This window comes from Chitinophaga sp. (genome assembly GCF_035538455.1).
Lineage (GTDB): Bacteria > Bacteroidota > Bacteroidia > Chitinophagales > Chitinophagaceae > Chitinophaga.
Genome location: NZ_DATLKJ010000227.1, coordinates 13655 through 40627, shown reverse-complemented (window position 1 = coordinate 40627; position 26973 = coordinate 13655). Strand labels below are relative to the sequence as shown.

Annotated in this window: 24 protein-coding genes; 14 read left to right on the top strand and 10 right to left on the bottom strand. The window is 45.8% G+C overall.

Annotated elements, in window-relative coordinates; all coding sequences use genetic code 11:
* Positions 1-2486: carbamoyl-phosphate synthase large subunit (gene carB / locus VM802_RS26925; RefSeq protein WP_325536579.1), on the bottom strand; the 2486-nt coding region annotated here is incomplete at its 3' end.
* Between the two features lie 356 nt (positions 2487-2842).
* Between carB and VM802_RS26920 the strand changes: the two genes are divergently transcribed.
* From VM802_RS26920 to VM802_RS26910, 3 genes are read left to right on the top strand one after another with little or no spacing between them, the layout of a single operon-like run.
* Positions 2843-3079 carry a hypothetical protein gene (locus tag VM802_RS26920; protein WP_325536577.1) on the top strand — a complete coding sequence of 79 codons (237 nt, stop codon included), beginning with the start codon at positions 2843-2845 and terminating at the stop codon, positions 3077-3079.
* Between the two features lie 58 nt (positions 3080-3137).
* Positions 3138-4064 (top strand): MbnB/TglH/ChrH family RiPP precursor modification enzyme, encoded by a 927-nt coding sequence (locus VM802_RS26915; protein WP_325536575.1) that lies wholly within the window; start codon positions 3138-3140, stop codon positions 4062-4064.
* Positions 4043-4723 carry a hypothetical protein gene (locus VM802_RS26910; protein ID WP_325536573.1) on the top strand — a complete coding sequence of 227 codons (681 nt, stop codon included), beginning with the start codon at positions 4043-4045 and terminating at the stop codon, positions 4721-4723. The genes VM802_RS26915 and VM802_RS26910 overlap by 22 nt, the downstream gene beginning before the upstream one ends.
* Before the next feature lie 6 nt (positions 4724-4729).
* Here the strand turns inward: VM802_RS26910 and VM802_RS26905 are convergent, their stop codons facing one another.
* Both VM802_RS26905 and VM802_RS26900 read right to left on the bottom strand, forming a co-directional pair.
* Positions 4730-5884 (bottom strand): MFS transporter, encoded by a 1155-nt coding sequence (locus VM802_RS26905; RefSeq protein ID WP_325536571.1) that lies wholly within the window; start codon positions 5882-5884, stop codon positions 4730-4732.
* A gap of 22 nt (positions 5885-5906) precedes the next feature.
* The gene (locus VM802_RS26900; protein WP_325536569.1) at positions 5907-6653 is read right to left on the bottom strand and encodes a DeoR/GlpR family DNA-binding transcription regulator; all 747 of its coding nucleotides are present in this window, start codon (positions 6651-6653) and stop codon (positions 5907-5909) included.
* Between the two features lie 84 nt (positions 6654-6737).
* On the opposite strand from VM802_RS26900, the gene VM802_RS26895 reads away from it, so the two are divergent.
* A complete protein-coding gene (locus VM802_RS26895; protein WP_325536567.1) occupies positions 6738-7277 on the top strand; it encodes a 5' nucleotidase, NT5C type in 540 nt (179 codons plus the stop codon).
* Between the two features lie 48 nt (positions 7278-7325).
* On the opposite strand, the gene VM802_RS26890 is transcribed toward VM802_RS26895, so the two are convergent.
* Positions 7326-7937 (bottom strand): helix-turn-helix domain-containing protein, encoded by a 612-nt coding sequence (locus VM802_RS26890; protein ID WP_325536565.1) that lies wholly within the window; start codon positions 7935-7937, stop codon positions 7326-7328.
* 519 nt (positions 7938-8456) lie between these two features.
* Here VM802_RS26890 and VM802_RS26885 point away from each other — a divergent pair.
* The 3 genes from VM802_RS26885 (at position 8457) to VM802_RS26875 (ending at position 12071) form a co-directional block, all read left to right on the top strand.
* A complete protein-coding gene (locus tag VM802_RS26885) occupies positions 8457-8726 on the top strand; it encodes a hypothetical protein (RefSeq protein WP_325536563.1) in 270 nt (89 codons plus the stop codon).
* Between the two features lie 271 nt (positions 8727-8997).
* Positions 8998-10917: an acetate--CoA ligase gene (gene acs, locus VM802_RS26880; protein ID WP_325536561.1), complete on the top strand. Its 1920-nt coding sequence runs from the start codon at positions 8998-9000 to the stop codon at positions 10915-10917.
* A 221-nt stretch (positions 10918-11138) separates the two neighbouring features.
* Positions 11139-12071 carry an alpha/beta hydrolase gene (locus VM802_RS26875; protein WP_325536559.1) on the top strand — a complete coding sequence of 311 codons (933 nt, stop codon included), beginning with the start codon at positions 11139-11141 and terminating at the stop codon, positions 12069-12071.
* A gap of 183 nt (positions 12072-12254) precedes the next feature.
* On the opposite strand, the gene VM802_RS26870 is transcribed toward VM802_RS26875, so the two are convergent.
* The 6 genes from VM802_RS26870 to VM802_RS26845 form a co-directional block, all read right to left on the bottom strand.
* Positions 12255-12827, bottom strand: coding sequence for a L,D-transpeptidase family protein (locus tag VM802_RS26870; protein ID WP_325536557.1), 573 nt, complete (start codon positions 12825-12827; stop codon positions 12255-12257).
* A gap of 107 nt (positions 12828-12934) precedes the next feature.
* Positions 12935-15877 carry a M16 family metallopeptidase gene (locus tag VM802_RS26865; protein ID WP_325536555.1) on the bottom strand — a complete coding sequence of 981 codons (2943 nt, stop codon included), beginning with the start codon at positions 15875-15877 and terminating at the stop codon, positions 12935-12937.
* 176 nt (positions 15878-16053) lie between these two features.
* Positions 16054-16407, bottom strand: a complete 354-nt coding sequence (locus tag VM802_RS26860; protein ID WP_325536553.1) for a hypothetical protein — start codon at positions 16405-16407, stop codon at positions 16054-16056.
* Between the two features lie 30 nt (positions 16408-16437).
* Positions 16438-17379, bottom strand: a complete 942-nt coding sequence (locus VM802_RS26855; RefSeq protein WP_325536551.1) for an outer membrane beta-barrel protein — start codon at positions 17377-17379, stop codon at positions 16438-16440.
* Between the two features lie 22 nt (positions 17380-17401).
* Complete coding sequence (locus tag VM802_RS26850; RefSeq protein WP_325536549.1) at positions 17402-18439, bottom strand: anti-sigma factor family protein; 1038 nt, start codon at positions 18437-18439, stop codon at positions 17402-17404.
* 60 nt (positions 18440-18499) lie between these two features.
* Entirely contained in the window at positions 18500-18985 is a 486-nt protein-coding gene (locus VM802_RS26845; RefSeq protein ID WP_325536547.1) for an RNA polymerase sigma factor, read from the bottom strand.
* 375 nt (positions 18986-19360) lie between these two features.
* Here VM802_RS26845 and kbl point away from each other — a divergent pair, with 375 nt between their 5' ends.
* From kbl to VM802_RS26810, 7 genes are all read left to right on the top strand, one after another.
* Entirely contained in the window at positions 19361-20548 is a 1188-nt protein-coding gene (kbl, locus tag VM802_RS26840; protein WP_325536545.1) for a glycine C-acetyltransferase, read from the top strand.
* Positions 20549-20823: 275 nt separating this feature from the next.
* Positions 20824-21627: a class D beta-lactamase gene (blaOXA, locus tag VM802_RS26835; RefSeq protein WP_325536543.1), complete on the top strand. Its 804-nt coding sequence runs from the start codon at positions 20824-20826 to the stop codon at positions 21625-21627.
* A 239-nt stretch (positions 21628-21866) separates the two neighbouring features.
* On the top strand, positions 21867-22880 hold the full coding sequence (locus VM802_RS26830; protein WP_325536541.1) for a VWA domain-containing protein: 1014 nt from the start codon (positions 21867-21869) through the stop codon (positions 22878-22880).
* Positions 22881-22895: 15 nt separating this feature from the next.
* Positions 22896-23690, top strand: a complete 795-nt coding sequence (batC, locus tag VM802_RS26825) for a TPR repeat aerotolerance protein BatC (RefSeq protein WP_325536539.1) — start codon at positions 22896-22898, stop codon at positions 23688-23690.
* A gap of 173 nt (positions 23691-23863) precedes the next feature.
* Positions 23864-25825: a (E)-4-hydroxy-3-methylbut-2-enyl-diphosphate synthase gene (gene ispG / locus VM802_RS26820; protein WP_325536537.1), complete on the top strand. Its 1962-nt coding sequence runs from the start codon at positions 23864-23866 to the stop codon at positions 25823-25825.
* A 132-nt stretch (positions 25826-25957) separates the two neighbouring features.
* Positions 25958-26335: a hypothetical protein gene (locus tag VM802_RS26815; protein WP_325536535.1), complete on the top strand. Its 378-nt coding sequence runs from the start codon at positions 25958-25960 to the stop codon at positions 26333-26335.
* A gap of 179 nt (positions 26336-26514) precedes the next feature.
* Entirely contained in the window at positions 26515-26934 is a 420-nt protein-coding gene (locus VM802_RS26810; protein ID WP_325536533.1) for a DsrE family protein, read from the top strand.
* The last annotated feature ends 39 nt before the right edge of the window (positions 26935-26973 follow it).

Sequence of the window (26973 nt, the reverse complement as noted above, 5' to 3'; positions counted from 1 at the left end):
ATCGCAAACTGAATGTTGATCAGACCACGGATATTGAGTGCACGCGCAATTTTCTCTGCGTAATACTCCATAGTGGTTACCTCGATCGGCGTAAGATTGAAGGCTGGCAGCAGTGCATGGCTATCGCCGCTATGAATACCGGCAGGCTCAATGTGCTCCATTACACCCATTACATGAAAATCAGTGCCGTCAAAGATACCGTCAATCTCTGCTTCCTGACAACGATCCAGGAAGTGATCAACCAGGATCTTATTGCCCGGAAGATGTTTGAGCAGACTCAATACTGATTCCTCCAGCTCTTCTTCGTTGATCACGATGCGCATGCGCTGTCCGCCCAACACATAAGAAGGACGCACCAGTACCGGATAGCCAACTTCTTTCGCAACATCTATCGCTTCGTCAGTATTATAAGCTGTTCCATATTTAGGATAAGGAATGTTGAGCTCCTTAAGCATGTCGGAGAAACGTCCGCGATCTTCGGCAATATCCATATTATCGAAGGAAGTACCGATGATCTTAATACCTTTCTCTTCCAGACGCTTGGCCAGTTTCAGGGCAGTTTGTCCACCCAGCTGAACGATTACTCCTTCTGGTTTTTCCAGCTCTATGATTTCCCACAGATGCTCCCAGAACACAGGCTCAAAGTAAAGTTTATTGGCCATGTCGAAGTCCGTGGATACTGTTTCAGGGTTACAGTTTACCATGATGGCTTCATAACCGCAATCCTGGATAGCCTGAAGGCCATGTGTACAGCAGTAGTCAAACTCAATACCCTGGCCAATTCTGTTCGGCCCGGAACCTAACACGATGATCTTTTTCTTATCGGTTACCGTGCTTTCATTCTCTGTATCGAAAGTAGAATAGAAGTAAGGCGTTTTAGCTTCAAACTCAGCACTGCAGGTATCTACCATTTTGTAAGTACGGACGATGTTGTGCCCTTTACGCTTTTCGTAAACTTCTTCTTCTTCACAATTGCCAAACAATACTGCCAGTTGTTTATCAGAGAAGCCCATTTTCTTGGCGTCTCTCAGCATGTCCACAGGAATGCTTTCCAGGTCATGCTCCAGCAGTTCTTTTTCGAGATTCACAATATCCTGTATCTGATGCAGGAACCAGCGGTCGATATAAGTAAGCTGATGAATGTGCTTTACCGATACTCCTGCCATCAGTGCGTCTTTAATACGGAAAATACGATCCCAGGTAGGGCGTTTCAGCTTTTCGAGGAGTTGCTCACTTTTCAGCAATGACTTACCGTAGTAACCGAGACCCAGTGCATCGTTCTCGAGGCTCTGGCAAGCCTTCTGCAGCGCTTCTGGGAAAGTGCGCCCGATAGCCATTACCTCACCTACTGATTTCATCTGGAGACCCAATGTATCGTCTGCACCCTTGAATTTATCAAAGTTCCAGCGCGGCATCTTCACGATTACATAGTCAAGTGCTGGCTCAAAAAATGCAGAAGTAGTTCTGGTGATCTGGTTTTCAAGCTCGTCCAGTGTATATCCAATAGCCAGTTTCGCAGCGATCTTAGCAATCGGGTAACCTGTAGCTTTGGATGCCAGTGCAGATGAACGGCTCACACGCGGGTTGATCTCAATCGCAATGAGCTCTTCATTTTCAGGATTCAGAGAGAACTGTACATTACAGCCTCCGGCAAAGTTGCCGAGGTCGCGCATCATCATCATCGCCTTGTTACGCATGTCCTGAAACGCTGTATCACTCAGGGTCATAGCCGGTGCTACCGTGATGGAATCACCCGTGTGAATACCCATTGGATCAAGGTTTTCAACAGTACAGATGATCACTACGTTATTGTTTTTATCACGCAACAGTTCCAGTTCAAACTCTTTCCATCCCAATACTGCCTTCTCCACCAGTACTTCATGGATAGGAGAAGCCTTCAGACCACGGTCCAGTGCTTCATCCAACTCATCTTTACTATGCACGAAACCGCCACCGGTACCTCCAAGCGTAAAGGAAGGACGTATCACCAGCGGGAAACCGATTTCCTGAGCAAACTCTTTACCTTCCAGGAAGGAGTTAGCTGTTCTGGCAGGAGCCACCGGAACACCAAGCTGGATCATCCACTGGCGGAACTGTTCACGGTCTTCCGCTTTATCAATCGCTTTAATGTCCACACCAATCAGGCGAACATTATATTTCTCCCATATTCCCAGCTCATCCACCTCTTTACACAGGTTCAGCGCTGTCTGGCCGCCCATTGTGGGTAATACGGCATCTATCTGATTTTCTTCCAGAATCTGTTCAATGCTTTCCACCGTCAATGGCAGCAAATAAACCCTGTCGGCCATCATCGGATCGGTCATGATGGTAGCCGGATTGGAATTAATCAATATCACTTTAATTCCCTCTTCCCTCAGCGAACGTGCCGCCTGGGATCCGGAATAGTCAAATTCGCAAGCCTGCCCAATAATGATAGGACCAGAACCAATAATGAGAACAGATTTGATAGATGAGTCTTTTGGCATTTGTGTAATCTATTGAAAATGAAAAACCACATTGATTTTCATGCCATTGAAGGGGACAAAAAAATCGTGCAAAGTTACGTGATTTCACTATTTGATTCATAATTAATTTTCGAAAACGCGAAAAGAATTTATTGACATTAAAATACTCTATAATAAAAGAGCCATCGTCCAACACCCTCATTGTGGTTAATACAGGCATTTATTTCCAGTATAAATACGTTTCTCCATCTCCCTATATTATCCTAACTTTATTGTCTGCGTTAAACTGTTTACACACTGAGAGCAAGGCACTGATACTGCGAAGAGACACGGAATTATATTCCAATATTTTCAGTAACCCCAAAAATATATGCATTATGCGTACCGCCGAAGTTCATTACGGAGCTAACGGTCATGTGCTCCTCACAGTACCGAAAGGTACCTCCACAGAAGATGTTGTGAAATTACAGGCTTATGTTCATAAGCAGCTAGGCCCCAAAATCAACCCAAGAGGCTGCCAGGCATGCTTATCTGGCCTTCACTTCAACATTCGCGAACAACTGGAAAACGTTATCAAAGTAGATCTTGACAAAATGGCCTCCGTCAGCCATTGACTCAGCTGTACCGTTCCGCCTGTTCAACGGGCAGAACGATATCTTAAAATGCTCAGCCATGTTACAAACATCCGTATCCAATCATATCAGCCATCTCTACAACCAGCAGGTTCGTAAACTGGGAATAGGCTTGCTTTACAACCCCTCGCTGGATTTATACCTGGAAGCACATCCCGATGCCTGCGATTATATTGAAATAATACCAGACATGTTCTGGACAGATCTCGGCACAGGTCATCCATCCAGATTCCGGGAGATCCCTTCCTGGATAAAAGTACTGGACCAATTCGCCGCACAATACCCGCTCACATCACACAATATCTCTTATTCACTGGGTAGTGCAGGTATCTTCGACCGGGTTTACCTGCGTCAGATGCAGGAATGGCACCAGCGTTATCATTTTGCATGGCACAGCGACCATCTTTCATTTGTGAAAGTGCACGACAACCAGCAGCATGAACATAATGCCGGCCTGGCTGTTCCAGTACCTTACGATTACGAAGTACTGGATATGATAGGAGGCCGTATCAACGCCATCAAACGTTGTATTGATGTGCCTTTTCTCGTAGAAAACAACGTATACTTCATTGACCTTCCGGATCAGGAGCTCAGCGAACCAGATTTCCTGAATGAGTTGTCAAATGAAACATCCTGCGGTATGTTGCTGGATATTCATAATGTATACACCAATGCTGTTAATCATGGTTTTAGCGCCAAAGAATTCATCTCACAACTGGAGCTGGACAAAGTCATTGAAATACACATTGCGGGCGGTAATGAAATGGGAGGCATGTATACCGATTCCCACGCAGGTCCTTGTCCTCCGGCTGTATGGGAGCTTTTGGGATATACGCTACCGTTAGTGCCCAATTTATGTGGTATCACTTTCGAGTTTCATGAATCTTATTTCCACCTGCTTCAATTTGATGGAATTACGAAAGAGCTTGAAAAGGCCAGGGCAGCATGGAACCTTTATCATACCTGAACTGTATCAATATGTCACTGTTATCATTTCAGCGCGCACTAACAGATCTTATCGCTTCTCCTCAACTCTGCGTGGAAGCAAGACACCATCCTGAAAGTATATTAAGCAGATATGATCTCACAATACTGGAAAATATGCGGCTGCGCACAGTATTATACCAGAAAGGTATGTCTGTAAGCTGCACCCTGTACCGCGTTAACAGGATCACGCCAGTTTATACCCTAATGCCATACACCTGCCTGTTACTGGGCGATTTGCTGGTGCCGCTCGCCGAAGAATGCTGGTCTGAATATTCCACCTCTGGTTTGCAGTTTAAACATGAAATAGAAATATTCACGGCATTCCTTCAGCAGAAACTGAATGCAGGTAGTCTCCATAAACCTTATCTGCAAGAGATCCTGGCTATGGAAGCTGCTATAAATGAGTTGAAGTTTTTACAGAAAGATATGCTGATGAAGGAAGTTTATGAGGAAGCCACCCATCCGCTGATAAGGCTGATACCTTTTGAACATGATCCGGAACCGCTACTGGAAGCACTTTCCAATATGAATATACCTGCTGTCGAAAAGAAAAGAGATAACTATCTCCTGATGATAGATTACCGGGGAGATGAAATGTTGTTCAGCACACTACCCGGGCATAACCAGGCAGCGTGCTGACAGATCCTATAATTTCATGCGGGTGGACATCACGGCTATAGCAGCTCCCATTACAGCGATCAGGGTAAAAGATACCGCAAGGCTGGTAGCCTGTGCTACAAAACCAATCAGCGGCGGCCCAAAGAGAAAACCCAGGAAGCCAATAGTGGAAACAGTTGCCAGCGCCATCCCCGGAGACAATATTTTTGATTTGCCGGCAGCACTATATACCAGTGGTACCACAGCCGACACGCCTGCACCCACCAACATAAAACCAAACATCGCCGGATAAAAATAAGGGAAGATCACCGCCACCAACAAACCAGCAGCCGTAAGCAAGCCGCTGATCAGCAGCATTTTCTTAACACCGAGCCGCGTTGTCAGCCAGTCGGCCACGAAGCGGCCAGAAGCCATCGTGCTCATAAATGCTGCGTAACCAGCACCAGACAGACCGTCGCGCACCTGCACCACTCTTCTGAAATATACCCCGCTCCAGTCAAACATAGTACCCTCGCATATCATAGAGCACATAGCAATAATACCCAGAGTCAGCAGGAAAAGATCAGGTTTTGCAAATAATGGCTGGTTGGCCTGCAGATTGGCATCCTGCTGCACAATACGCCGCATAGTGAATAATACAATAGTCCATGACATAGCTGTAATGACGAGGAAATGATATACCGGCGCTACATGCCATCCACTCATAGCCGCTCCTATAGCCGCTCCTGTAAAGCCAGCCACACTCCACAACCCATGGAATGAAGCCATGATCGAACGTCCGTACATAGCTTCCACCGCCACAGCCTGCGTGTTTACAGCAATGTTGGCCAGGTTGCCGCAAAAACCGAACATCACCAGGAAAGCAATCAACTCCCAGGCTGTATGCGCCAGCCCCAACACCGGCAGCAACGCTGCATAAGCCACAGCAGCAATAATCAGTACCTGCCGGCTACCAAATTTTGAAACCAGTATACCTGCAATCGGCAGGGATATAATCGAGCCTACCGGCAAGGCAAGCAATACACTGCCAAGCCCCGCATCATTAAGACCCAACGCTTGCTGAATATCCGGTATGCGGGAAGCCCAGCTGGCAAAGCACAAACCCGTAAGAAAGAACAACGCGCTCACTGCTATGCGGGCGCTCCTTTTAAAGACAACGGTTATAGGTAATTCCTGTATCATCTGCTGCTAAAAATAAATTGTATTAAAGAACCTCAATGCCCAGATTGATATAAGGCTTAAACAATGACAGATCCGGCTTATCAGTAACGATTGTATCCAGCTCCGTTATATTGCATACTTTATAAGGCTCCGCTGTACCCATTTTATCACTGGTAGCCAGGGCTATCGCTTTATTAGACGATTGCACCATCACACTTTTCACATCCGCTTCATTAAGATCCAGACCGGTAACACCCGCATCAGGATGTATACTGCAAATACCCAGGAAGCAAATATCGGCCCGCACTTTCTGCAACATCCGGATAGTATCCATCCCCCCTGCCGTGCGAGAGTTTTTGCCAATCAACCCTCCGGTAAACACCACCTCTACAGTCGGGTGCTCTATAAGCTGCGCAACAATCGGCACACTGTTGGTAATCACCGTAATGTGCAATGTAGGTGGAAAGAGAGTAACAAGGGTCAGCGTGGTAGTTCCTCCATCCATGAGAATGGTCTGTCCATTTTTGAGAAATGACAAAGCCTTGCGGGCAATATCCTTTTTATCGTCCTCATGATAGCGGCTACGCTCTTTGAATGAATAAGGATTGGGAGAATGTGGTATCGCTCCTCCCCTTACTTTTATAAGCTGCCCACTTTGTGCAAGCACTTCCAGATCCCGGCGCACCGTATCTTCCGACACCTGCAGATCACTGCTAAGCTCGGTCTGTAACACTTTCTGGTCCGTCTGCAGCTTCTTCAGTATATAATCAAACCGTTCCTCTTTCAGCATAATGGTTGCTATTTTCTGCAATATTATGAAACATATTGCAACAATTAGCACAAAATAGCATATCTTTGCAAAAAACAGCAAAATATGGCAAGGATTGTAATTGATATGGATAATGTAATGGCAGACCTCACCCAACATTATCTGAACTACTATGAAGACGAGCATGGGATCAGGATAGATCCAGCTACCCTGAATGGAATACCGGAAGGCAATGGCTTCCCGGTAGAAGGAGCTGTATTAAAGTATTTGAATACACCGGGATTTTTCAGAACGGCGCCGGTGATGCCAGGAAGCCAGGAAGTAATCAAGGCATTAATGGAGGATCATGAAGTATTTATTGTGTCTGCTGCAATGGAATTTCCACTTTCCTTGGCCGAGAAACTTGCATGGCTCAATGAACACTTCCCATTCATCAGCTGGAAAAACATTGTGTTCTGCGGGTCCAAAACAATTGTGGATGCAGACTATATGATTGATGACCATGATAAAAACCTGCGGTACTTCAAAGGAGAAAGACTGTTGTTTACCGCACCACACAATACCAACCTCATTGATTATAAAAGAGTCAACAACTGGAATGATGTAGCGGATGTTTTCTCCCTGAAAGAAGTTGAGACAGTTTAATTCTGCCCGTTAACCCCAAACTTTTTCTTCCGCAGAAAACAGCAGGTATCAGGCTTTTCTCAACCCTTGCTTTTTAAGCAGGGCGATTTCTTTTTTGAGCTTTATTAATTCATCCTTCAGAGCAGCGTAGCTTTTAAGGAGATTATTGTGCTCCTCCAACAGCTTATAATACTTTTCTCTCATCAGCATCATTTCCTCACTATCAGTATACCTTGCCTCCTGCACATTACCGGGATTCAGAAATGTTTCGGTGGTCATGTCCAATCCCTTTGCCACCCTGTCCAGCTCATCAGGCGAAAAGACCTCCTTGGCAAACACATTATACATCGTTCGCCGGCTCATTCCCAGGCGCTCTGCCAGACGGCTTTTGTTAAGCCCCTTCTCCGCAATGATATGTTGCAGGCGCTGCCCGTGATGCACTTGCTCCCCACTGCTTACCTGCATGGCCCCGTTCCACCGGATAAACTCTTCTGGACCAATCCCGATAAGAGTACAAAAACGCTCCATGGTAGAACGTTTCATATCACTCTTCCGCAAATGGTAATGGGCTATCTGATTGGTAAACCCCGCCATCTTGGCAAAGTCCACGATCTTGATCTTCTTCTGTTTGAGTATCTGCTTTAACCGCTGACCCATATGTATCAGACTCGACTGCATCATGAAAACGTTTTTATTAATACTGTCTGACAGCGATGAATCTGCCATCCCCTGGCATTATCATTACCATTTTATGGTATAATATAACAATAAATCTTTCATTTCGTACAAAAATCAGTTAAAACGAATAAAAAATTTGTTACCGGCTCTCTGACGTATCACTCTGCACTCATTACTAACTGTAATGTATACACGCAAATAAGAAGCAGTAAAAATTGTTACATGATGATCACCATAATTACCACATGAAAATATAAAAAAATAGCGGTAAAAAAATGTATAGTAAACATACATAAGGCACCGTAAAAATGAGCACCCATCTCACATTGATATTTGCTATAACCATTTACTACACAACGTTTCAGGTGGTTGGTATTTTTTATTAGAAGAGACTATTTTATATTGATAATTTGCATATTTATAAATACATTTGCTTACACCAAAAAATGTTATTAATATGTTACAAAACCATCATCTTCCAATTTGTTAACCTTTTCAAATAACCAATTTAAACCACCCGCTATGAGCACAGAAACAATAAGCGTGTTGATGGACATTCACGAAAAATTTTCTTCTCTTCCAGCTACATTCAGGGAAAAAGTATGCGAAGAGTGTAATTGGAGCATGCCCACCTTTTATCGCAAGATGAGAGGCAGGGACAAGCCAAGTCTGACTGACAAAAGCAGGATCATTCCGGCACTTAGTAATGCAGAAAAAGAAAAGATCATCGACATCATGAAAGAAGTGTATACCAGTGCCTGGGATTACATGGAGAAGTACAGGAAAGCGTGATTGCAAAATGCTTATCATCTATTAGGATAAATGCCAGCTCATGAGAGGGACTCTCCCGGTCAGCGGCCAGCACAGCGGATTTCAGGATCTCTGTCTGGCTGCTGATCCTTTTATATTGAATTTTTGATGTATAGAATCCATTGATCTTTGATAAACGATTATGTTTTTAATCTGATTTTTAGATTTTTTCTATTAAACCATAACCTTTTTCTTAAATTTATCCCCCGTTAAGGATACCATCATATTTTAACTAAAAAATTATTGAGGTGCTATGTCGTACCCATACCAGATTAAGACACAGGAAGAATACCAGGAAGCTTACCAGCAAAGCGTTATGGACCCGGAAGGATTCTGGGCTAATGTAGCAGATCACTTCTACTGGCGCAGAAAATGGGATAAAGTTTTAGATTGGAGCTTCAAAGACCCCGAAATCAAATGGTTCTCCGGAGCCAAACTCAACATCACAGAAAACTGCCTCGACCGCCATCTCGGCACACTTGGCAACAAACCGGCAATTATCTGGGAACCCAACGACCCCGAAGAACATCACCGTGTTATCACTTACCGCGACCTCTATAATAAAGTATGTCAGTTCGCCAACGTACTGAAAAATAACGGCGTTAAAAAAGGTGACCGTGTCTGCATCTATATGGGCATGATCCCCGAACTGGCAATAGCCGTGCTGGCCTGCGCCCGCATAGGTGCCATCCACTCCGTTGTGTTTGGTGGTTTCAGTGCCCAGTCCATTGCAGACAGGATACAGGATGCCCAGTGCAGCCTGGTAATCACCTGCGACGGCGCTTACCGCGGTAACAAGGATATTGCTCTGAAGGCCGTTATAGACGATGCCCTCATGGTTTGCCCTTCCGTTAAAAAAGTAATCGTATGCACCCGCACCCGCACTCCTGTCAGCATGCTGAAAGGCCGCGACGTATGGTGGGAAGACGAGATCAAACAGGTTGAAACACTGGGCAACCCTCCCTGCCCCGCCGAAGAAATGGATGCTGAAGACATGCTCTTCATCCTCTATACCTCCGGCTCTACCGGCAAACCTAAAGGCGTGGTACACACCTGTGCCGGATACATGGTGTACGCCAACTACACTTTCGTAAACACCTTCCAATACCAACCCGGAGAAGTATTCTTCTGTACTGCCGACATCGGCTGGATTACAGGCCACAGCTATATCGTGTATGGCCCGCTCAGCGCAGGCGCCACTACCCTGATGTTTGAAGGTATGCCTACCTATCCTGACGCAGGCAGACTCTGGGAAATCACAGATAAATACCGTGTCGATATACTGTATACTGCACCTACCGCTATCCGTAGCCTGATGGGCTTCGGACTTGGTCCGGTAAATCATAAGGACCTCAGCTCTCTCAAAAAGCTGGGTAGTGTTGGTGAGCCCATCAATGAAGAAGCATGGCATTGGTTTAAAGACAATATCGGTAAGGGTAAATGCCCGATTGTAGACACCTGGTGGCAAACTGAAACCGGCGGTATCATGATCACCCCTATTGCCGGCATCACCAAAGAAAAACCAGGCTATGCCACTCTCCCCCTGCCAGGCGTACAACTGGTACTGGTGGACGAAAACGGAAAAGAAGTAACCGGCAACGGCGTAAGCGGAAACCTCTGTATCAAGTTCCCCTGGCCCGGTATGCTCCGTACTACCTACGGCGATCATGAACGCTTCCGCAAAAACTATTTCTCTACATACGAAAACCTCTACTTCACCGGAGACGGCTGTCTGCGTGATGAAGACGGCTACTACCGCATCACCGGCCGCGTAGACGATGTGCTGAACGTAAGCGGTCACCGTATCGGTACCGCAGAAGTGGAAAACGCTATCAATATGCACGCAGGTGTTATAGAAAGCGCCGTGGTAGGCTATCCACACGAAATCAAAGGTCAGGGCATCTATGCATATGTTATCCTGGAAAAACAGGCGCAACAGCATGATACAGAACTAACTAAGAAAGACATCGCACAAACGGTGTCCCGTATCATCGGCGCTATCGCCAAACCAGATAAGATCCAGTTCGTAAGCGGTTTGCCTAAAACCCGTTCCGGTAAGATCATGAGACGTATCCTCCGCAAAGTGGCCGAAAATGATTTCGAACACCTGGGCGATATCTCTACCCTGCTGGACCCCAGTGTAGTAGAAGAAATCAAACAAGGCAAACTGTAGCTATGATTGGTTGCTGACGATGTACTGATGACAATGAATTATTGTTGGGAATATCAGATGAAGTTTCAATAATGTAGTCTGACAAATTTTATATCCCCATCCGGACGGCTTTCCGGATGGGGTTTTTCTTTACCATCATATTTCAACCAATCCTCCAATACTAATCACCCTTTACTATCTTCGCTATCAGGATAATCAAACAAATCACAAAAATCACAATCATGAAGCGCCTTGCCTGGACCTTCTTCTCCCTGTTTGTTTTACTCAATTTTATCAGCGCCTTCCATGCCTGGAAGTTTACACACTTCTACAACGACGCTGCCCATCACAACAAAAAGCCGGAAGAAATGAGTGTGGGCGAGAAAACACAAATGATCCTCTTCGGTGTTCGTTTATCCAAACCCATTATTACGGATACTCCAGCCGCGCCTTATGAAACAGTACATCTCACCACAAGCAACGACCTGCACCTGGAAGGCTGGTGGATACCCGTATCACAGCCACACGGCACTGTAATCCTCTTTCACGGTTATGGCAGCAACAAAGGACATAAACTCCCCGAAGCTGCCTACTTCAGGGAGCTGGGTTACAATACATTCTTGCTGGACTTCCGCGCCCACGGCAACAGCGAGGGCAGTGCCTGCAGCATCGGGTACAAAGAGGCTGAAGATGTGAAACTTGCATGGGATTATGTTACCCGCAGAACGCCACAACCAGTTATACTCTGGGGAATGAGCATGGGGGCGGCCGCCATCCTGAAGGCAGTACCCGAATACCATCTTACTCCGCAAAAAATTATGCTGGAAACACCTTTCGCCACGCTGGTGGATGCAGTGAAAAGCAGGATGCGTGCCGTACACCTGCCCGGTACTCCCCTCTCCCAGCTGCTTACATTCTGGGGAGGCCTGGAACTAGGCTTCTGGGGATTCAACTATAAACCGGAGATATATGCAAAGCAGATACATATGCCTGTATTATACTGCTGGGGCAGACAGGACAATCGCGTTACCGCAACCGAAACGCAACAGGTATTTACTCACCTTGCCAGCACGCAGAAGAAACTATACATTTTTGAAGATGCTGGTCATCAGTCATTTTGTGTGAAAGATCCCGGTAAGTGGAAACAGGCAGTAAAAGATTTTGTAAATCAATAAAAAAAGCGCGCACCATACGAGTGGAGCGCGCTCTTCACAGGATCTGACCCGCCATATATATATTGGAGTCATGATGCAGTGACAATAGCCGCTGCGCCACTAGATGCCATCTGATTCAAAATTACAGCCCGTTGCTGTCACAGGAAGTCACTTGTATAAAATGCCGCAAAAATCTTTCCCTTTTTACCGGCGTATTACAACTGGCGTTCCTACTTTAATTATTTCATACAACTCAACTACATCTGCATCCTTCATACTGATACACCCAAGCGTCCAGTTAATACGGCCCTCCACATAATTGTCGCGGATACCCGATGCATATTCCACACCATGAATACCAATACCACCACCAATTGTAGCTTCCTGCGATACCCTCCCGGCAGACTGCCGCTGATGAAATTTCTCCCAGGAATCTTCATTGGGATAGTCCAGCAACAGGAAGCGGGTCCAGCGGTTATCAAAGCGTTTGCTTTGTATATGAAATGTTCCTTCCGGTGTTTTACGGTCGCCCTCTGTCAGTTTATCCGTTTGATCACGGTTACCAAACACCACTTTGTAGATTTTTCGCAACGTTACGTCTTCATACACATACAGACGATAATCACTTTTGTCAATCAATAAAAAGATCTTATCCGGATCTATACTCCCGGTTGTCAGCTTCACATTGTACAGATCTGTATTGTTCCGGACAAAACCGGACAGTGGCAACAACAGCATCAACATAGCGGCATACCACGCAAAGCGGCACTTCTTCATAGGGCAATCAAATATGATGATAACGATGAAGGGCAAAGATTTATTGTAAAGAAAAACGCGCCGTGAAATTTCACAGCGCGTTTCCGGTCTTTTATTTAACGTCGGTATTAGTATCCGAAAATTTCATTGAGAGACAGTTTCTTTACATCTCCGATCTTCTTCAGATCATCCAGGCTGATCTTCTTTTCAGAAGCTACAACACAGTAGGTGTAAGGTTTCTTGGCAATATGCTCTTCGTGGAATTTCTTAATATCATTGAAATTCAGCTTGTCGATAGATTCATACACCTGTTTGCGGATATCGGTATCCAATCCGAGTTTCTGTGCAGCCAGATAGCTGAAAATGATACCGTCTTTGGTGATGCGTTCAGTTTCAATATCCTGTTTCATGGACAGCCTCGCTGTTTCAAACAGTTTATCAGAACGGGGAACATCATTGAGCAATTCGTTCATACCTTTTATTGCTTCGTCCATTTTGTCAGCCTGGCTACCCACATAGGCCACTTCTGAATAACGCTCTCCTTTTTTATCAGGAGAAGAGTAGAATGCATAAGTAGAATAAGCCAGCGCCTTGGATTCGCGGATCGTCTGAAATACAATGGAACCCATGCCACCTCCGAAATAGTTGTTGAACAGACCGATAATTGCGGTGTTGGACGGATCATACACCTGTCCGTTCCTCACCCAGTTCACTTCTGTCTGCACCATATCGTAGTCGGCAAACAGCACTTTGTTCTGATCCTGGTTGTCCTTTGCAAAATGTATTGCAGCTGGCAGTTCTTTAAAGCTGCCAGGTAGTGTGTGTAATTTTTTCACATTACCTGCAATGGTTTCCAGTGGCTCAGGACCATAGTAGATAACAGCGTGTTTGTAAGAAGGCAGCTCATGGAGCATGTTAGTTAATTCCTCTGCAGTAATGGCATTCAATTCAGCGTCACCAAGCTGGTTATTGAACGGATTTTTAGCACCATACATAGCGTAAGCAACCACCCCTCTCATAATAGAACCTTTATTCAGCTTGCTGTCTGCACGGGATTTGAGCGTACGGGCTTTCAGAGCAGCCAGTGCAGCTTCATCAGGTTTACAGTTAGCAATCAGGTGTTCAAACAGGGTAACTGCTTTATCGAAGTTTTCCTGGAGACCACTGATAGTAATGGTGGTATTTTCGCTGGAAGCACCTACGCTGAAGTTACATGCAATGTTGTAAAACTGTTTGCTGATTTCCTGTGAAGAATATTTGTCGGTACCCAGGAATTGCAGATACTGTGAAGCCAGCGGCAGTTTCTTGTTGTTCCAGCTACCCATATCAAAGCGATAGTAGAGGCGGAACAGACCATTATCTTTATTCTGCACGTACATTATGTTAGTGTTACCAATTGGGGCAGTCTGGATGTCTTTTGCATAATCCAGCCATTGCGGACTAACAGGCGTAGCAGGCATGGAGCCGATGCTCAGCAGGAAAGGAGACTGTGCGTCGCGGTTCACCTCAACCGGAGTAATGGCAGGCTTTTCTACCTTTTTGATATCCTTGTCTTCACCTTTGCGTTTGTATACCAGCACATAGTTGTTGCCCAGGTATTTGTTGGCAAAATCCACCACCTGTTGTTTGGTAACCTTGCTCATATCATCGATAAGAGAAACATCATATACCCAGTTGGTACCCCTGCTTTTAATAAATCCATCCATGATGCTGTTAGCACGGTTGCCATTGCTTTCCAGGCCTTGCAGCTCATCGAGCTTAGCGTTGTTAACAATAGCTTTTACCAGTGATTCATCGAAGTCTCCTTTCTTAAGGATATCTAACTGACCAAGCAATATTGATTTCACGTCATCCAGTGACTGATCCTGTTTGGCTTTTCCAGCGAGGTTAAGTACAGCGTAGTCCTTCAGGCTCAATGTTCCTGCGCTTGCGCTAAGTACTTTCTGTTGTTTATTAACATTAAGATCGAAGAGACCTGCCTTTCCGTTCTGGAGAATACCCGACAGTACGTTGAGAATCATGTTGGCTTTTACGTCCAGCGCACCAGGTAATCTGAAAACGATGTTTACACTTTCCGCATCCGGACCGAACACTTCTTTTACGATCGGAGCAGAAATAGGCGCTTCCGGAGCAGGTTTATATTCTTTAACCGGCTTGGCTTTCATATAAGCAAAGCGTTGGTCAAGCGTTTTAATCACGTAGTCGGGATCGAAATCACCTGCCATTACAATGGCCATGTTGTTGGGAACATAGTATTCATTGTAGAAAGCGCGAATAGCTTTAAGGTTGGGATTTTTCAGGTGCTCAATAGTACCGATGGTAGATTGCTGGCCATAGTTATGTGTAGGGAATAATGCAGTGAGCATTGTTTCATACACTTTACGACCGTCGTTGTCAAGCCCTCGGTTCTTTTCTTCGTAAACGGCTTCAAGCTCAGTGTGGAAGAGGCGAAACACCGGATCTTTGAAGCGCTCAGCCTGCACAGCCAGATATTTATCTACAGCATTGGAAGGAATATCTTCTTCGTAGATCGTTTCTTCTACCCAGGTATGGGCATTAGTTCCCTGTGCGCCCATGCCTGCCATCATTTTATCGTATTCATTGGCGATGGCATATTTGGCTGCAACACCGGATATGCTGTCTATCTCATGATACACCGCCTTACGGGCAATAGGATCAGTGGTTTTATTGTATTTGTCGTACAGGTTATCGATCTTATCGATATAGGGCTTTTCTTTTGACCAGTCCAGCGAGCCGAACTTCTCAGTGCCCTTGAACAGTAGGTGCTCAAGGTAGTGAGCCAGCCCTGTATGATCTTTAGGATCGTTGTTGCTACCGGCTCTCGTACCGATGAGGGTCTGGATGCGTGGTTCTTTTTTATTCACACTCAATATAACGGTGAGTCCGTTTTTCAGCGTGTAGAAGCGTGCCTTCATAGGGTCGTTGGTAACATACCTGTAGTTGTACCCTCCCGAGCTGGCTTCTTTCCATTGATATTTCCCCTGTGCTCCCGCTGTTTGCAGGCTTCCGGCCAACAGCAGAAATAGTGCGGCTTGTTTGAAGCAATTCATAAGGTTTTAATGTTGGTTTATGAAAAAATGTTACCAAATATAACCGAAGTGGAAAAAATACGGCAGTATTTCATCCAGATTTGTATAAACGGCAAGCCCTGCCGGTTTTTCAACCGATTGAACCAGTGAGGAAATGGGGCATGATACTTATCTAGGGGTTGGAAGGCAGTGTTTGATCAGGGATTGAGATTCTCCAGCAGAAGGCCTGATCTTCGAACCACTGCGATGTTATTCAGGAGAGAGTCTCCCAGCAGCCTGTGAGGCTTTGCTTTTCTCACATGCTTACCTCTATTGCGGGAAGAAGCGATAGCAGGCATTTTTGATTTGATTTCCGGAGTGACTTGAAGTGGCTGTATCACTGTGGGAGCTGACGTATTTAATGATGGGGCCGGAACCGTGGCTACATCAACCGGCAGCTGAGCCGGGTTTTCCGCATTGACGGCAGATTTTACACCAAGTAAACGATAGTCATAGGAATGAGCCCAAGCAATACATCCAATACATGCCAACAAAGTAGCAAAAGATCGCATAATCACAATTTAGAGATCTGGTCAAAAAACTTAGAATCCGTGCACCCGCAGTCCTATGGAGAACGGATATTGTTGCAGGCCGTAGTCGTGCAACGGTGTCAGCGCAAAGTTACCGTACAGTTTCACCAGCCCATAGCCGATTTCACTTGTCAGGCCAAAACGCCACTTATTAAGATTGAAATCATCGGTCTTTCTTACCTTACCTCTTTCTTCACTTATCTGCTTTGTCCTGGATTTGATAAGATAGCCTCCGGTAACGCCAAAGCTCAACTGGAATGCTCTGCCGGGGCGGGCCGGGTTAGAATTGAAGCTGAGCATAACGGGTACTGTTACGTACTCCGCAAAGAGTTTATTCTTAGAGAATTCAACAGAATCGCGTATGATCGTTGTTGAATATCCCGGTACATAGGTAATATTTCTGGCATATCGGAAATTGTTCATTTCAAGCCCCAGAGCATATAACAAGTTTAGCTTGTGTTTTGTTATGTTTAATCGCTGCTGGAATAACCAGATATTAAAATTGATCGATTTTCCGGTGATAAGTTTAAATTCAGCAGGAGTTAAAGGTTCACTTCCTCCCCTGGGTGCAAAGGTAGCCAGCCCGGCGGGAGAGTAATCATACCGTTTGGTAGTAGGCATTCCATCTGTATAAAAACTGGTGGTGTTAGGATAGCGGGAGAGATAGCCCGCACCGCCGTATTCACTTCTGTCGATAAAGTTATTGAAGCCAATATCAAACACGAACCACCTGGTTTGCAGATTTTTCTTCAGTTTATTACGCGTGTAGGCAGTATCGTGATAAAATTTATAACTGGTACGTCCTCTTTCATTTTTCCCTTTGATAATAATTAATCCCTTGATCTGGATTGTATCGGGAGGGGCGGGTGTAGCCAGCGCATTCACATTTTTTTGTGCATGAGCCAGGATACTACCAAAGACCAATAACAAACAGAGTAAAATTCTATGCTTCATAAACAGTTACCATGAATTAATATTATTTATTCTTCCTGCGGGAAAAGAGCTTCGCCACGTTAGTCACTTTATCAAGCAGCTTACTGTCGCTTCCGCTTACAGACATAATCAGCTCTCCTTTTACAGAAGCCGGTTCAGGGGCTGTTGCAGGAGGAGGCGGAGCAATGTTTTTAATCGCGGGGGTATTGACAGCAAGTAAAGCTTCTTTTCCGGAAGCATCGTTAACATCCGGCTTATCGTTGTTAATGCCGGCGATGCTGGCAGTGTTATTATTGTTATTCTGTTGCAGGTGTTTTTCAACTACTTCATCAGAAGTATTCCGCGGTGGAGGCAACTGCGGGATAGTCGGAGCTTCGGCTTTGGCCGGATGCTGGGCGACGGCGGTGACGGGCGCCTTTACCGGTTGATGTGCTGATAATACAGCGTTGTTTTTTCTTGAAGGCAGTGTGACTGTGCCTGTTTTCTTTGGAACCGCTTCGGCTATCGTTATGTTGTTGCCTTGGTCTGGCGATGGCTGGGATGCAGGCGGCGTATCCGGTAATGAATGCGGTTTCACATCTGCTTCTTTCACCGCAGCTACCATAGACGGTGGTTGTTGGTGAGTACCAGCGGGGAGCAACCATATAACAAAACCTGCCACTACGGCTGCGGCTGCGCTCCACCAGATGGCAGGGTGCATTCGTCTTGAGCGATGGCGGTAAAGTTCTCCTTTATCGGGATAAACAATGTGAATATCTGGCTGTAACCTGGCGGCCTGTAAATGTTCCAGTTCCTTCAGGGCTGCCGGATGTTGATTCAGCCAGGTTTTGAGGCTGGCAACCTGGGCATCAGGCAATTCGTTGTCTGCATACTCCATCATCAACGTCTGATATTCAGCCGGGATGGATGTTTCTTCGCGGTACAGCAAGGATTTATTGTCAAATATGATACTGTCGTCAGGTACAATGCGCGTATTCTCCAGCAACTCAAGCTCATGCCTGATTTGTGGATGGTTTTCTAAGAACTGCTCCAGCGCGGCCTGTTCCTGCTCATTCAGCTCTCCATCTATGAAGCTGAGCAAGTAAGACTCATAATTTGATATGTTAATCTCTACAGCCAAGAATTTATCTATTAAATAAAATTATATAACGTTCTCCATTTTTACGAGGTAGTTTTTAAGATGCAGCCTGGCCCTGTGCAGGTATACTTTTACCTGGGACGGTGTAAGCTCCATAATTTCCCCTATTTCCTCATAACTGTATCCTTCGTAATCCTTCAATAAAACCAGGGACCGCTGAACTTCGCTGAGTTTTGATAAGGCTTTTTCAAGCACTTCCCGGGCATTATTAATTTTATGTTCTGATATCTTCTCTTCTTCCTTAAACTGATCTACTAGTGTTATCCGCTTTACCTTACGCACATGATCGATCATATTGTGATAAGCAACTGTAAACAGGTATGATTTTGCCTTTTCAAAAGGCACATCCTGGCAGTGCTTCCACAATATTTCGAATGCGTTCTGTACTACGTCCCGTGCATCTTCTGCGTGATCCAGATTTTTTACGATAAAGCGGAACACGTTGTCCGAATACAGATCCACACATTTATTGAATTCCTTCTCCGTCATTCAGGTTGGTGCGGGATTTTAGTGCTAAGATCTGACATTTAGTTGAATACCCATCATAGACAATTCCACTCTACCCACACCTATTTGAAATCAGCATTCCATTTTTGTAATGCGCATGGTAGGAACAGTTCCTTTATAAACTGATCATCAACCACTTACCTGTCCTTTCATTCTTCTCGTTCCCGTAATCAGGTTGATTTTCAGTTTTTCACTACATGGCGTCTATAATCATGATAGTATTATGACGGTGGGGGGCTGGTAAATGTTACACCTGGGTCAAACTTTTTACCTCGCTGGCAGCGGGTAATTTACAGCATAAAGAATCGTAATACATTTAATGCCATAACTTTGACAACGTTAAAATATCATAACCATATGAACGAGAAGTTTACTGCCCGTTTACGGGAAGAACTGGAAGAAATCAATAAAGCCGGCCTGTACAAGCAGGAACGTATTATTACATCTGAGCAGGGAGCTGAGATACAGGTAAACGGTAAGACTGTAATTAATTTCTGCGCCAATAACTATCTGGGGCTGTCGTCCCATCCTGCCGTGATCAAAGCTGCCAAAGAAGCTATTGATACACACGGATATGGCATGAGCAGCGTCCGCTTCATATGTGGTACACAGGATATTCATCGTGAACTGGAAGAAAAGATCTCCAAATTCCTGGGAACAGAAGACACTATTTTATATGTGGCAGCCTTTGATGCTAATGGTGGCGTATTTGAGCCGCTTTTTGGCGAGCAGGACGCTATCATCTCCGATGCCCTGAACCATGCTTCTATTATAGACGGCGTACGCCTTTGCAAAGCGCAGCGTTTCCGCTATGAACATAACAACATGGCAGACCTGGAGACCAAACTACAGGAAGCCAAAAACTGCCGCAGCCGCATCATCGTTACTGACGGATCTTTCAGCATGGATGGCACTATTGCACAGCTGGATAAGATCTGTGACCTCGCGGATAAATACAACGCCATCGTAATGTCTGACGAAAGCCACTCTTCCGGCTTCCTCGGCAAAACCGGCCGTGGTACACATGAATACCGAAATGTAATGGGCCGCGTAGACATTATCACCGGTACGCTGGGTAAAGCCCTTGGCGGTGCCTCCGGCGGTTTCACCAGCGGTCCTAAAGAAGTGATTGATATGCTGCGCCAGCGTAGCCGCCCATACCTCTTCTCCAACTCCGTTGCTCCTAGCATCGTGGGCGCTTCCATAGCCGTACTGGATATGCTCAGCGAAACCACCGCCCTGCGCGACAAACTGGAATACAACACCCAATACTTCCGCACCAAAATGACGGAAGCGGGCTTCGACATAAAACCCGGCGATCATCCGATTGTACCGGTAATGCTGTACGATGCTGTACTGAGCCAGAAAATGTCTGAAAAACTGCTGGAAGAAGGTATCTATGTAATTGGCTTCTTCTTCCCGGTAGTACCGAAAGGCCAGGCACGTATCCGCGTTCAGCTCAGCGCCGCACACGAACAGGAACACCTGGACAAAGCCATTACCGCCTTTACCAAGGTAGGTAAGGAACTTGGCGTAATCAAATAGTTATACTTATCATGACCCGGTATGGACCGGATCACCTCCATATCAAGTCCGCATCAAGTCCACCTATACTCCTGTATTCCTGTACTGATCAGTGTTCTAGGGTGGTCATTTCCGGCCGGGAAGGGTCATAAATGATATTATTAAGCGCGTATGGCCCATTCAGATTGATTCTGGATGGGCCATACGCATTTATTTCGGCCTATCGCCAGATTCACACCAATCAAAAAAAATCACATTACTTTTGCAGCTCATTATTTTATCAAATCATGATGCTGATGAAACGTTTTGGCTGGATACTATTAGTAATAGGTGTAAGCCTGGCGGCATGCGCGCCCAACAATGTGAAGGAAGAGAAAGACTGGGAAAAGTATTTTGCCCAGTATAAAGTGGAAGGCACCTTTATGTTATTTAACAACAGTAAAGGCCAGTTTCGCGTGTATAACCTCGACAGGGCTAAACAACGCTTCCAGCCGGCGTCCACCTTTAAGATCTTCAACTCCCTGGTGGGCCTGCAAACAGGCGTAATCAAAGATACCAGCATGGTAATCCCCTGGGATGGCGTTACCCGCAGGTTCCCCAGCTGGAACCAGGATCTCAGCATGCAACAGGCATTCAAGCTCTCAGCGATACCATATTATCAGGAGGTGGCCCGCCGCATTGGCAAACAGACCATGCAGCTCTGGCTCGACTCCATCAAATATGGTAACATGAAAATCAGCCGCATCGACACATTCTGGCTCGACAACTCCCTGCTGATCTCTCCCGACGAAGAACTGGGCTTTGTGAAGAAGCTGTACTTTGACCAGCTGCCTTTTGCCAAAACCACTATGAAAACCGTACGGGATGTGATGCTGATGGAAAAAACGCCCCAGTATTCCCTCTACTATAAAACCGGATGGGATTTCAATGACGTGAAACAGCTGGGCTGGATAGTAGGCTGGATCGAGGAAAACAGGCACCCAACTTTCTTCGTGCTCAATATCGAAACAGAAGACCCGAATTTTGATATGTCGAAGAACCGGATGACCATCCTCCGGAATATCCTTACAGATGCCGGATATTTCAAAGGAGAGATGTAGATATTTAGGTGTTTTTTTATTTAGGTATTTAGTTATTTAATAAATGCAGCGGAGATCAGTTATTGCTTAATCAATAACCCATTATCTCCGCTGCATTTATTAAATAACTAAATACCTAAATAGTTTACGGAATGGTTAAAAAAACCCTAAACCCCTTCAGTTCCTCTTGTAATACGTAACAAAAAAATTATTTTTGAGATATTACCGGTTAATGTAACCGGTATCGTTTAAAATCGGATATGTTACGTTTTCAGCATAGTGAATATTTATGGGCGCTGGTATTACTGCTGGTATTGCAACTTGCTTTCCTGGGGGTTTCCTGGTGGAAGCGCCGCTCAATACGCCGCATAGGCGACCCGGCCCTGGTGGAGAAGCTCTTCAGTGGCTACTCCCGCAAACTGTTCATACTCAAATTCCTGCTCATCTTCCTGGCCTTCTTCTTTGGCGCATTGGGGCTCGCTAACCTTCAGAAAGGCAGCCGCATGGAGAAGATCACCCGGAAGGGCGTGGATGTGATGATAGCGCTTGATGTGAGTAAAAGTATGTTGGCAACTGATATTCAACCAGACAGGCTTACCCGCGCCAGGCAGCTTATCAGTAAACTGATGGACAAGCTGGACAACGATCGCGTAGGTCTTGTCGTGTTCGCTGGTAACGCTTACCTCCAGATGCCGCTGACTATTGACTATTCTGCTGCCAAAATGTATCTCAGCACCGTTTCCCCCGATATGATCCCTACCCAGGGAACCGCCATCGGGCAGGCAATACAGGTGTCTGATGAAGCGTTCAATAAAAAAGAACGCAAACATAAAGCACTCATCATCATCTCCGACGGTGAAGACCACGATGAATCTGCCCTGCAGAAAACCAAACTGGCCTTTGACAACGGCGTGGTAACCAACACCATCGGGATTGGCTCTGTAAGCGGATCTCCACTCCCTGATCCGGAAACCGGAGGATACAAAAAGGACAGGGAAGGCAACACCGTTATTTCCAAACTCAATGAAAATGAGCTGAAGGGGATAGCAGCCGCGGGAAGAGGTATATATCAGCACCTGGACAATAATACCGACGAAGTGGTAGCCACCCTCGTAAACAAGATCGATAATATGGAGCAGAAAGAATTCGGAGAGAATGTGTTTACGGATTACAACAGCTATTTTCAATATTTCCTGGGAGTGAGCCTGGCTTTGCTGCTGATAGAATTTTTTATTCCCGAGATACGTCGCAGGCGCGATACCCTGCCGGCTTAATTTACAAGAAGGACCATGAAAGTAATTAGTCTGAAATATTGCTTATTCATCATTGCCGCTGTACTTGCCGGTACCAGTACCTATGCACAGAACGGCGTCAATAAATATATCCGCAAGGGTAATGCCCTTTACGAAAAGCAGCAATACTCCGATGCGGAAGCTAACTATAAGAAAGCGCTGGAACAAAATGGTCAGTCTGCCATCAGCAGCTATAACCTGGGCAACTCTCTCTATCAGCAAAAGAGATATGATGACGCCCGCGCGCAATATGCCAACAGTCTTAAAGTGGACGGCAAACCAGATATAAAGTCAAACGCAGACTACAATATCGGGAATACCTATATGGAGGCAAAGAAGTGGGAAGAGAGCATCAAGTCATACAAACAGGCGCTCAAAATCAATCCTGCTGACGAAGATGCCCGCTACAACCTGGCCTACGCACAAACGATGCTGAAGAAACAGCAGAACGACGGCGGAGGTAATGATAAAAACAAAGACAAGAACAAGGATAAAAACAAGGATCAGAAAGACAAAAACAAAGATCAGGACAAGAATAAGGATCAACAGAACAAGGATCAGAACAAAGACAATAAGGACAATAAGGACAACAAAGACAAGAATAAAGACCAGCAGAATAAAGACAAGAACAAAGACCAGGAAGAGAAGCAGAAGCCCGAGCCGATGCCCAGCAAGATGAATAAACAAGAAGCAGAACGGCTGTTACAGGCGTTAGCACAGGAAGAGAAGAAGTTACAGGATAAAGCGAAGAAAGTAAAAGGACAACCTGTTCCTGTAGAAAAAGACTGGTAAGCATTTTCACTCATCTATTATATACAAATCCAAAAGTGATATAGTATCGCTTTTGGATTTTTTATTTCCTGTCAGTGAATGCCGAGTTCACAAATAAAAGACTGGAGCAGGAGCCTCCAGTCTTTTTACCCCTGAGGTTTATTAACTTTGCAGCAGCAGGAAAAAAATAACATATGCAACTTTATTGCAACTCATTGACAGAATATAAAAGACTGGATACGCTGGAAGTAAAGGTAGGCGATCTGCTGATAGGAAATCACCACCCGGTCAGGATACAGACCATGACCACCACCGACACGATGGATACCGCTGCCACCGTGGCCCAGGCCATCCGCTGTATAGAAGCGGGTGCCGAACTGGTGCGCATTACAGCCCCCAGTAAAAAAGAAGCTGAAAATCTCCTACATATAAAAAATGAGCTCCGGAAACAAGGCTACACCACTCCGTTGGTAGCCGATATACACTTTACGCCCAATGCCGCGGAAATAGCTGCCCGTATTGTAGAAAAAGTGCGTATTAACCCCGGGAACTATGTAGATAAAAAGAAATTCGAAACACTGGAATATACTGATACAGAATACCAGGAGGAGATTGACCGCATCCGCGAAAGATTTACACCGCTGGTAAGCATCTGTAAGGAACATGGTACTGCCATGCGCATCGGCACCAACCACGGTTCACTGAGCGACCGCATCATGAGCCGCTATGGCGACACGCCAATGGGCATGGTGGAAAGCGCTATGGAATTCCTCCGTATTGCTGAGGATCTTCAGTACCGCAACATTGTGCTGAGCATGAAAGCCAGCAATCCGCAGGTAATGGTGCAGGCGTACCGGCTGCTGGTGCAGACCATGCAGCAGGAACTGGGCCACTGCTACCCGCTCCATCTCGGCGTTACTGAAGCCGGTGACGGAGAAGACGGGCGTATCAAGTCCGCCATTGGTATAGGCACATTGCTGGAAGATGGCGTGGGCGATACCATCCGTGTTTCACTGACTGAAGATCCTGAATTTGAGCTGCCGGTATGCCGCGACATCATAAAACGCTATACTAACAGGAACGACCAAACGAAGATACCAGCTATTGAGCTGGTTACCTGGTCACCGTTCTCTTACAAGCGCAGGGAAAGCTCGACCATAGGAAATATCGGCGACAAGCAGGTACCTGTGGTGGTGGCAGACTACAGCGGTTACAGCAAGCTGGAGCCGGCTGATCTGATCAGCATAGGCTACACCTATGATGAGCCCAGCGACAAATGGAACATTGCCGACGCCGCCGCAGATTACATCTACACCGGCACACTGGCTCCATCCTTTGCGTTGCCAGGCACGCTTAAAGTGTTGATGGACGCCGCCAGCCGGGAGGTCCTTAATGACAAAGAAAACTACCTCCCCTATTACAACGCCGCTGATTACGTGCAGGCGTTGCATAACAACCAGACAGGCCAGCTGTCCTTTGTGGCATTCAATTGTACCGAGCTGACCAGCACTGAAAATGAGCAGTTGCTGCAAAAGCTGACCAATCCTGCCGTTGCGGCCAGCACTGTGTTGATGGCCACTGCTACCGGCACCCATGCGATGGCTGCTGTAAGACGCCTTTTTGCACTGCTGGGGGAGAAACAGGTAACCGTTCCCGTTATTATCCACAGCGTCAGCAACTATGCTAATATGGATGAGCACCTGATCCATCATGCCACCGAGGCCGGAGCTTTGCTGCTCGACGGATTCGGCGACGGCATATGGCTCAGCAACCAGGAACAGGACGCTACCCGGCAGACTACGCTGAACAATATTGCCTTTGGCATATTGCAGGCTACCCGTACCCGTATTTCTAAAACTGAATATATCTCCTGCCCTTCCTGCGGCCGCACACTCTTTGATCTCCAGGAGACCACCGCCCGCATCAGAGCCGTTACCCATCATCTCAAAGGCGTGAAGATCGCGATCATGGGATGTATTGTAAACGGTCCCGGCGAAATGGCTGATGCCGACTTCGGTTATGTAGGCAGTGGCGTAGGAAAGATCACCCTCTACAAAGGCAAAGAAATCGTAAAACGCGGGCTTAACAGCGATGTAGCCGTAAATGAATTGATCAACCTGATCAGGGAAAACGGCATGTGGGTTGACAAAAACTGACAAACATAGTGTGGGTAAGCGTTCCTGGTAATTTTACGCTTTCAGGCAGAATATTAAATATTCCTTAAAATGCAGAGGGACATGATTTATCAATAAATAAAAAATCTTAATTTTTGGTAAAATCACTCTTTTATGAAAAAGTTTCTCACCGGGATGCTCGCGATGTTCATCGGTTTAACATCCGTAATGGCGCAGGCTCCTGCTGCCGCTCCTAAGGCTGCCGTAAAAAAAGAAGTAAAAGCCGTTAAAGCTGATGCCAAAGCTGAAACAAAAGCAGTAAAGGCTGATGCCAAAACAGAGACTAAAGCAGCAAAAGCTGAAGTAAAAGCTACTACTGCTCCTGCTACTTCTGCAGCAGCATCCGCTCATCTGAAAAAAGATGGTACTCCTGACAAACGCTATAAGGAAAACAAAGGCGGTGCAGCTGCTCCTGCAGGTCCCACCAAGAAAGACGGGACTCCTGATATGCGCTACAAAGCCAATAAAGAAGCTGCCAAGAAAAAAGCTTAATCAATAACTGATTCTTTTCCAAAAAGGATTGAATCACCGGGTATTTTGTTCCATTCTGTCATCCCTGATGATCATGGCTCGTAAATATTCAGTGGTTTAATCCTTTTTTTTATCTTTATAGACCTGACCAACCCATCAGGTTAATCATTTGCTTACTGACAACTAAACAAAACCATTAGATGAAAAAGACACTCCTCCTCCTGGGATTAACTATTGTATTAGGCGCAAACACAGCAAGGAGCCAACAACAAACAAAGTACAGAGCCATCTATCAACTTAACAGCGACGATGACAAAACAATCCGTGCAACACTACGTAACATCAAAAATGCACTGGATGACCCAAGAATGCAGAACAGCATTACCATCGAGCTGGTAGCGCATGGTGGCGGAGTTACCGTATTCAAAAAAGACCAGCCCTACGAATCGTTGCTCCTGGAGCTGAAATCAAAAGGGCTACTGCTCGTGGAATGCGAGAATACACTGAAAGAAAGAAAGATCAGTAAAGAGGAACTGTTTCCTTTTATCAACTACACGCCTAGCGGCAATGGAGAACTGATCATCAAACAACAGGAAGGCTGGTCTTACGTACATCCGTAGCCGTTAGTAGCTCATCCATTAAATTACCGGAACCCATTT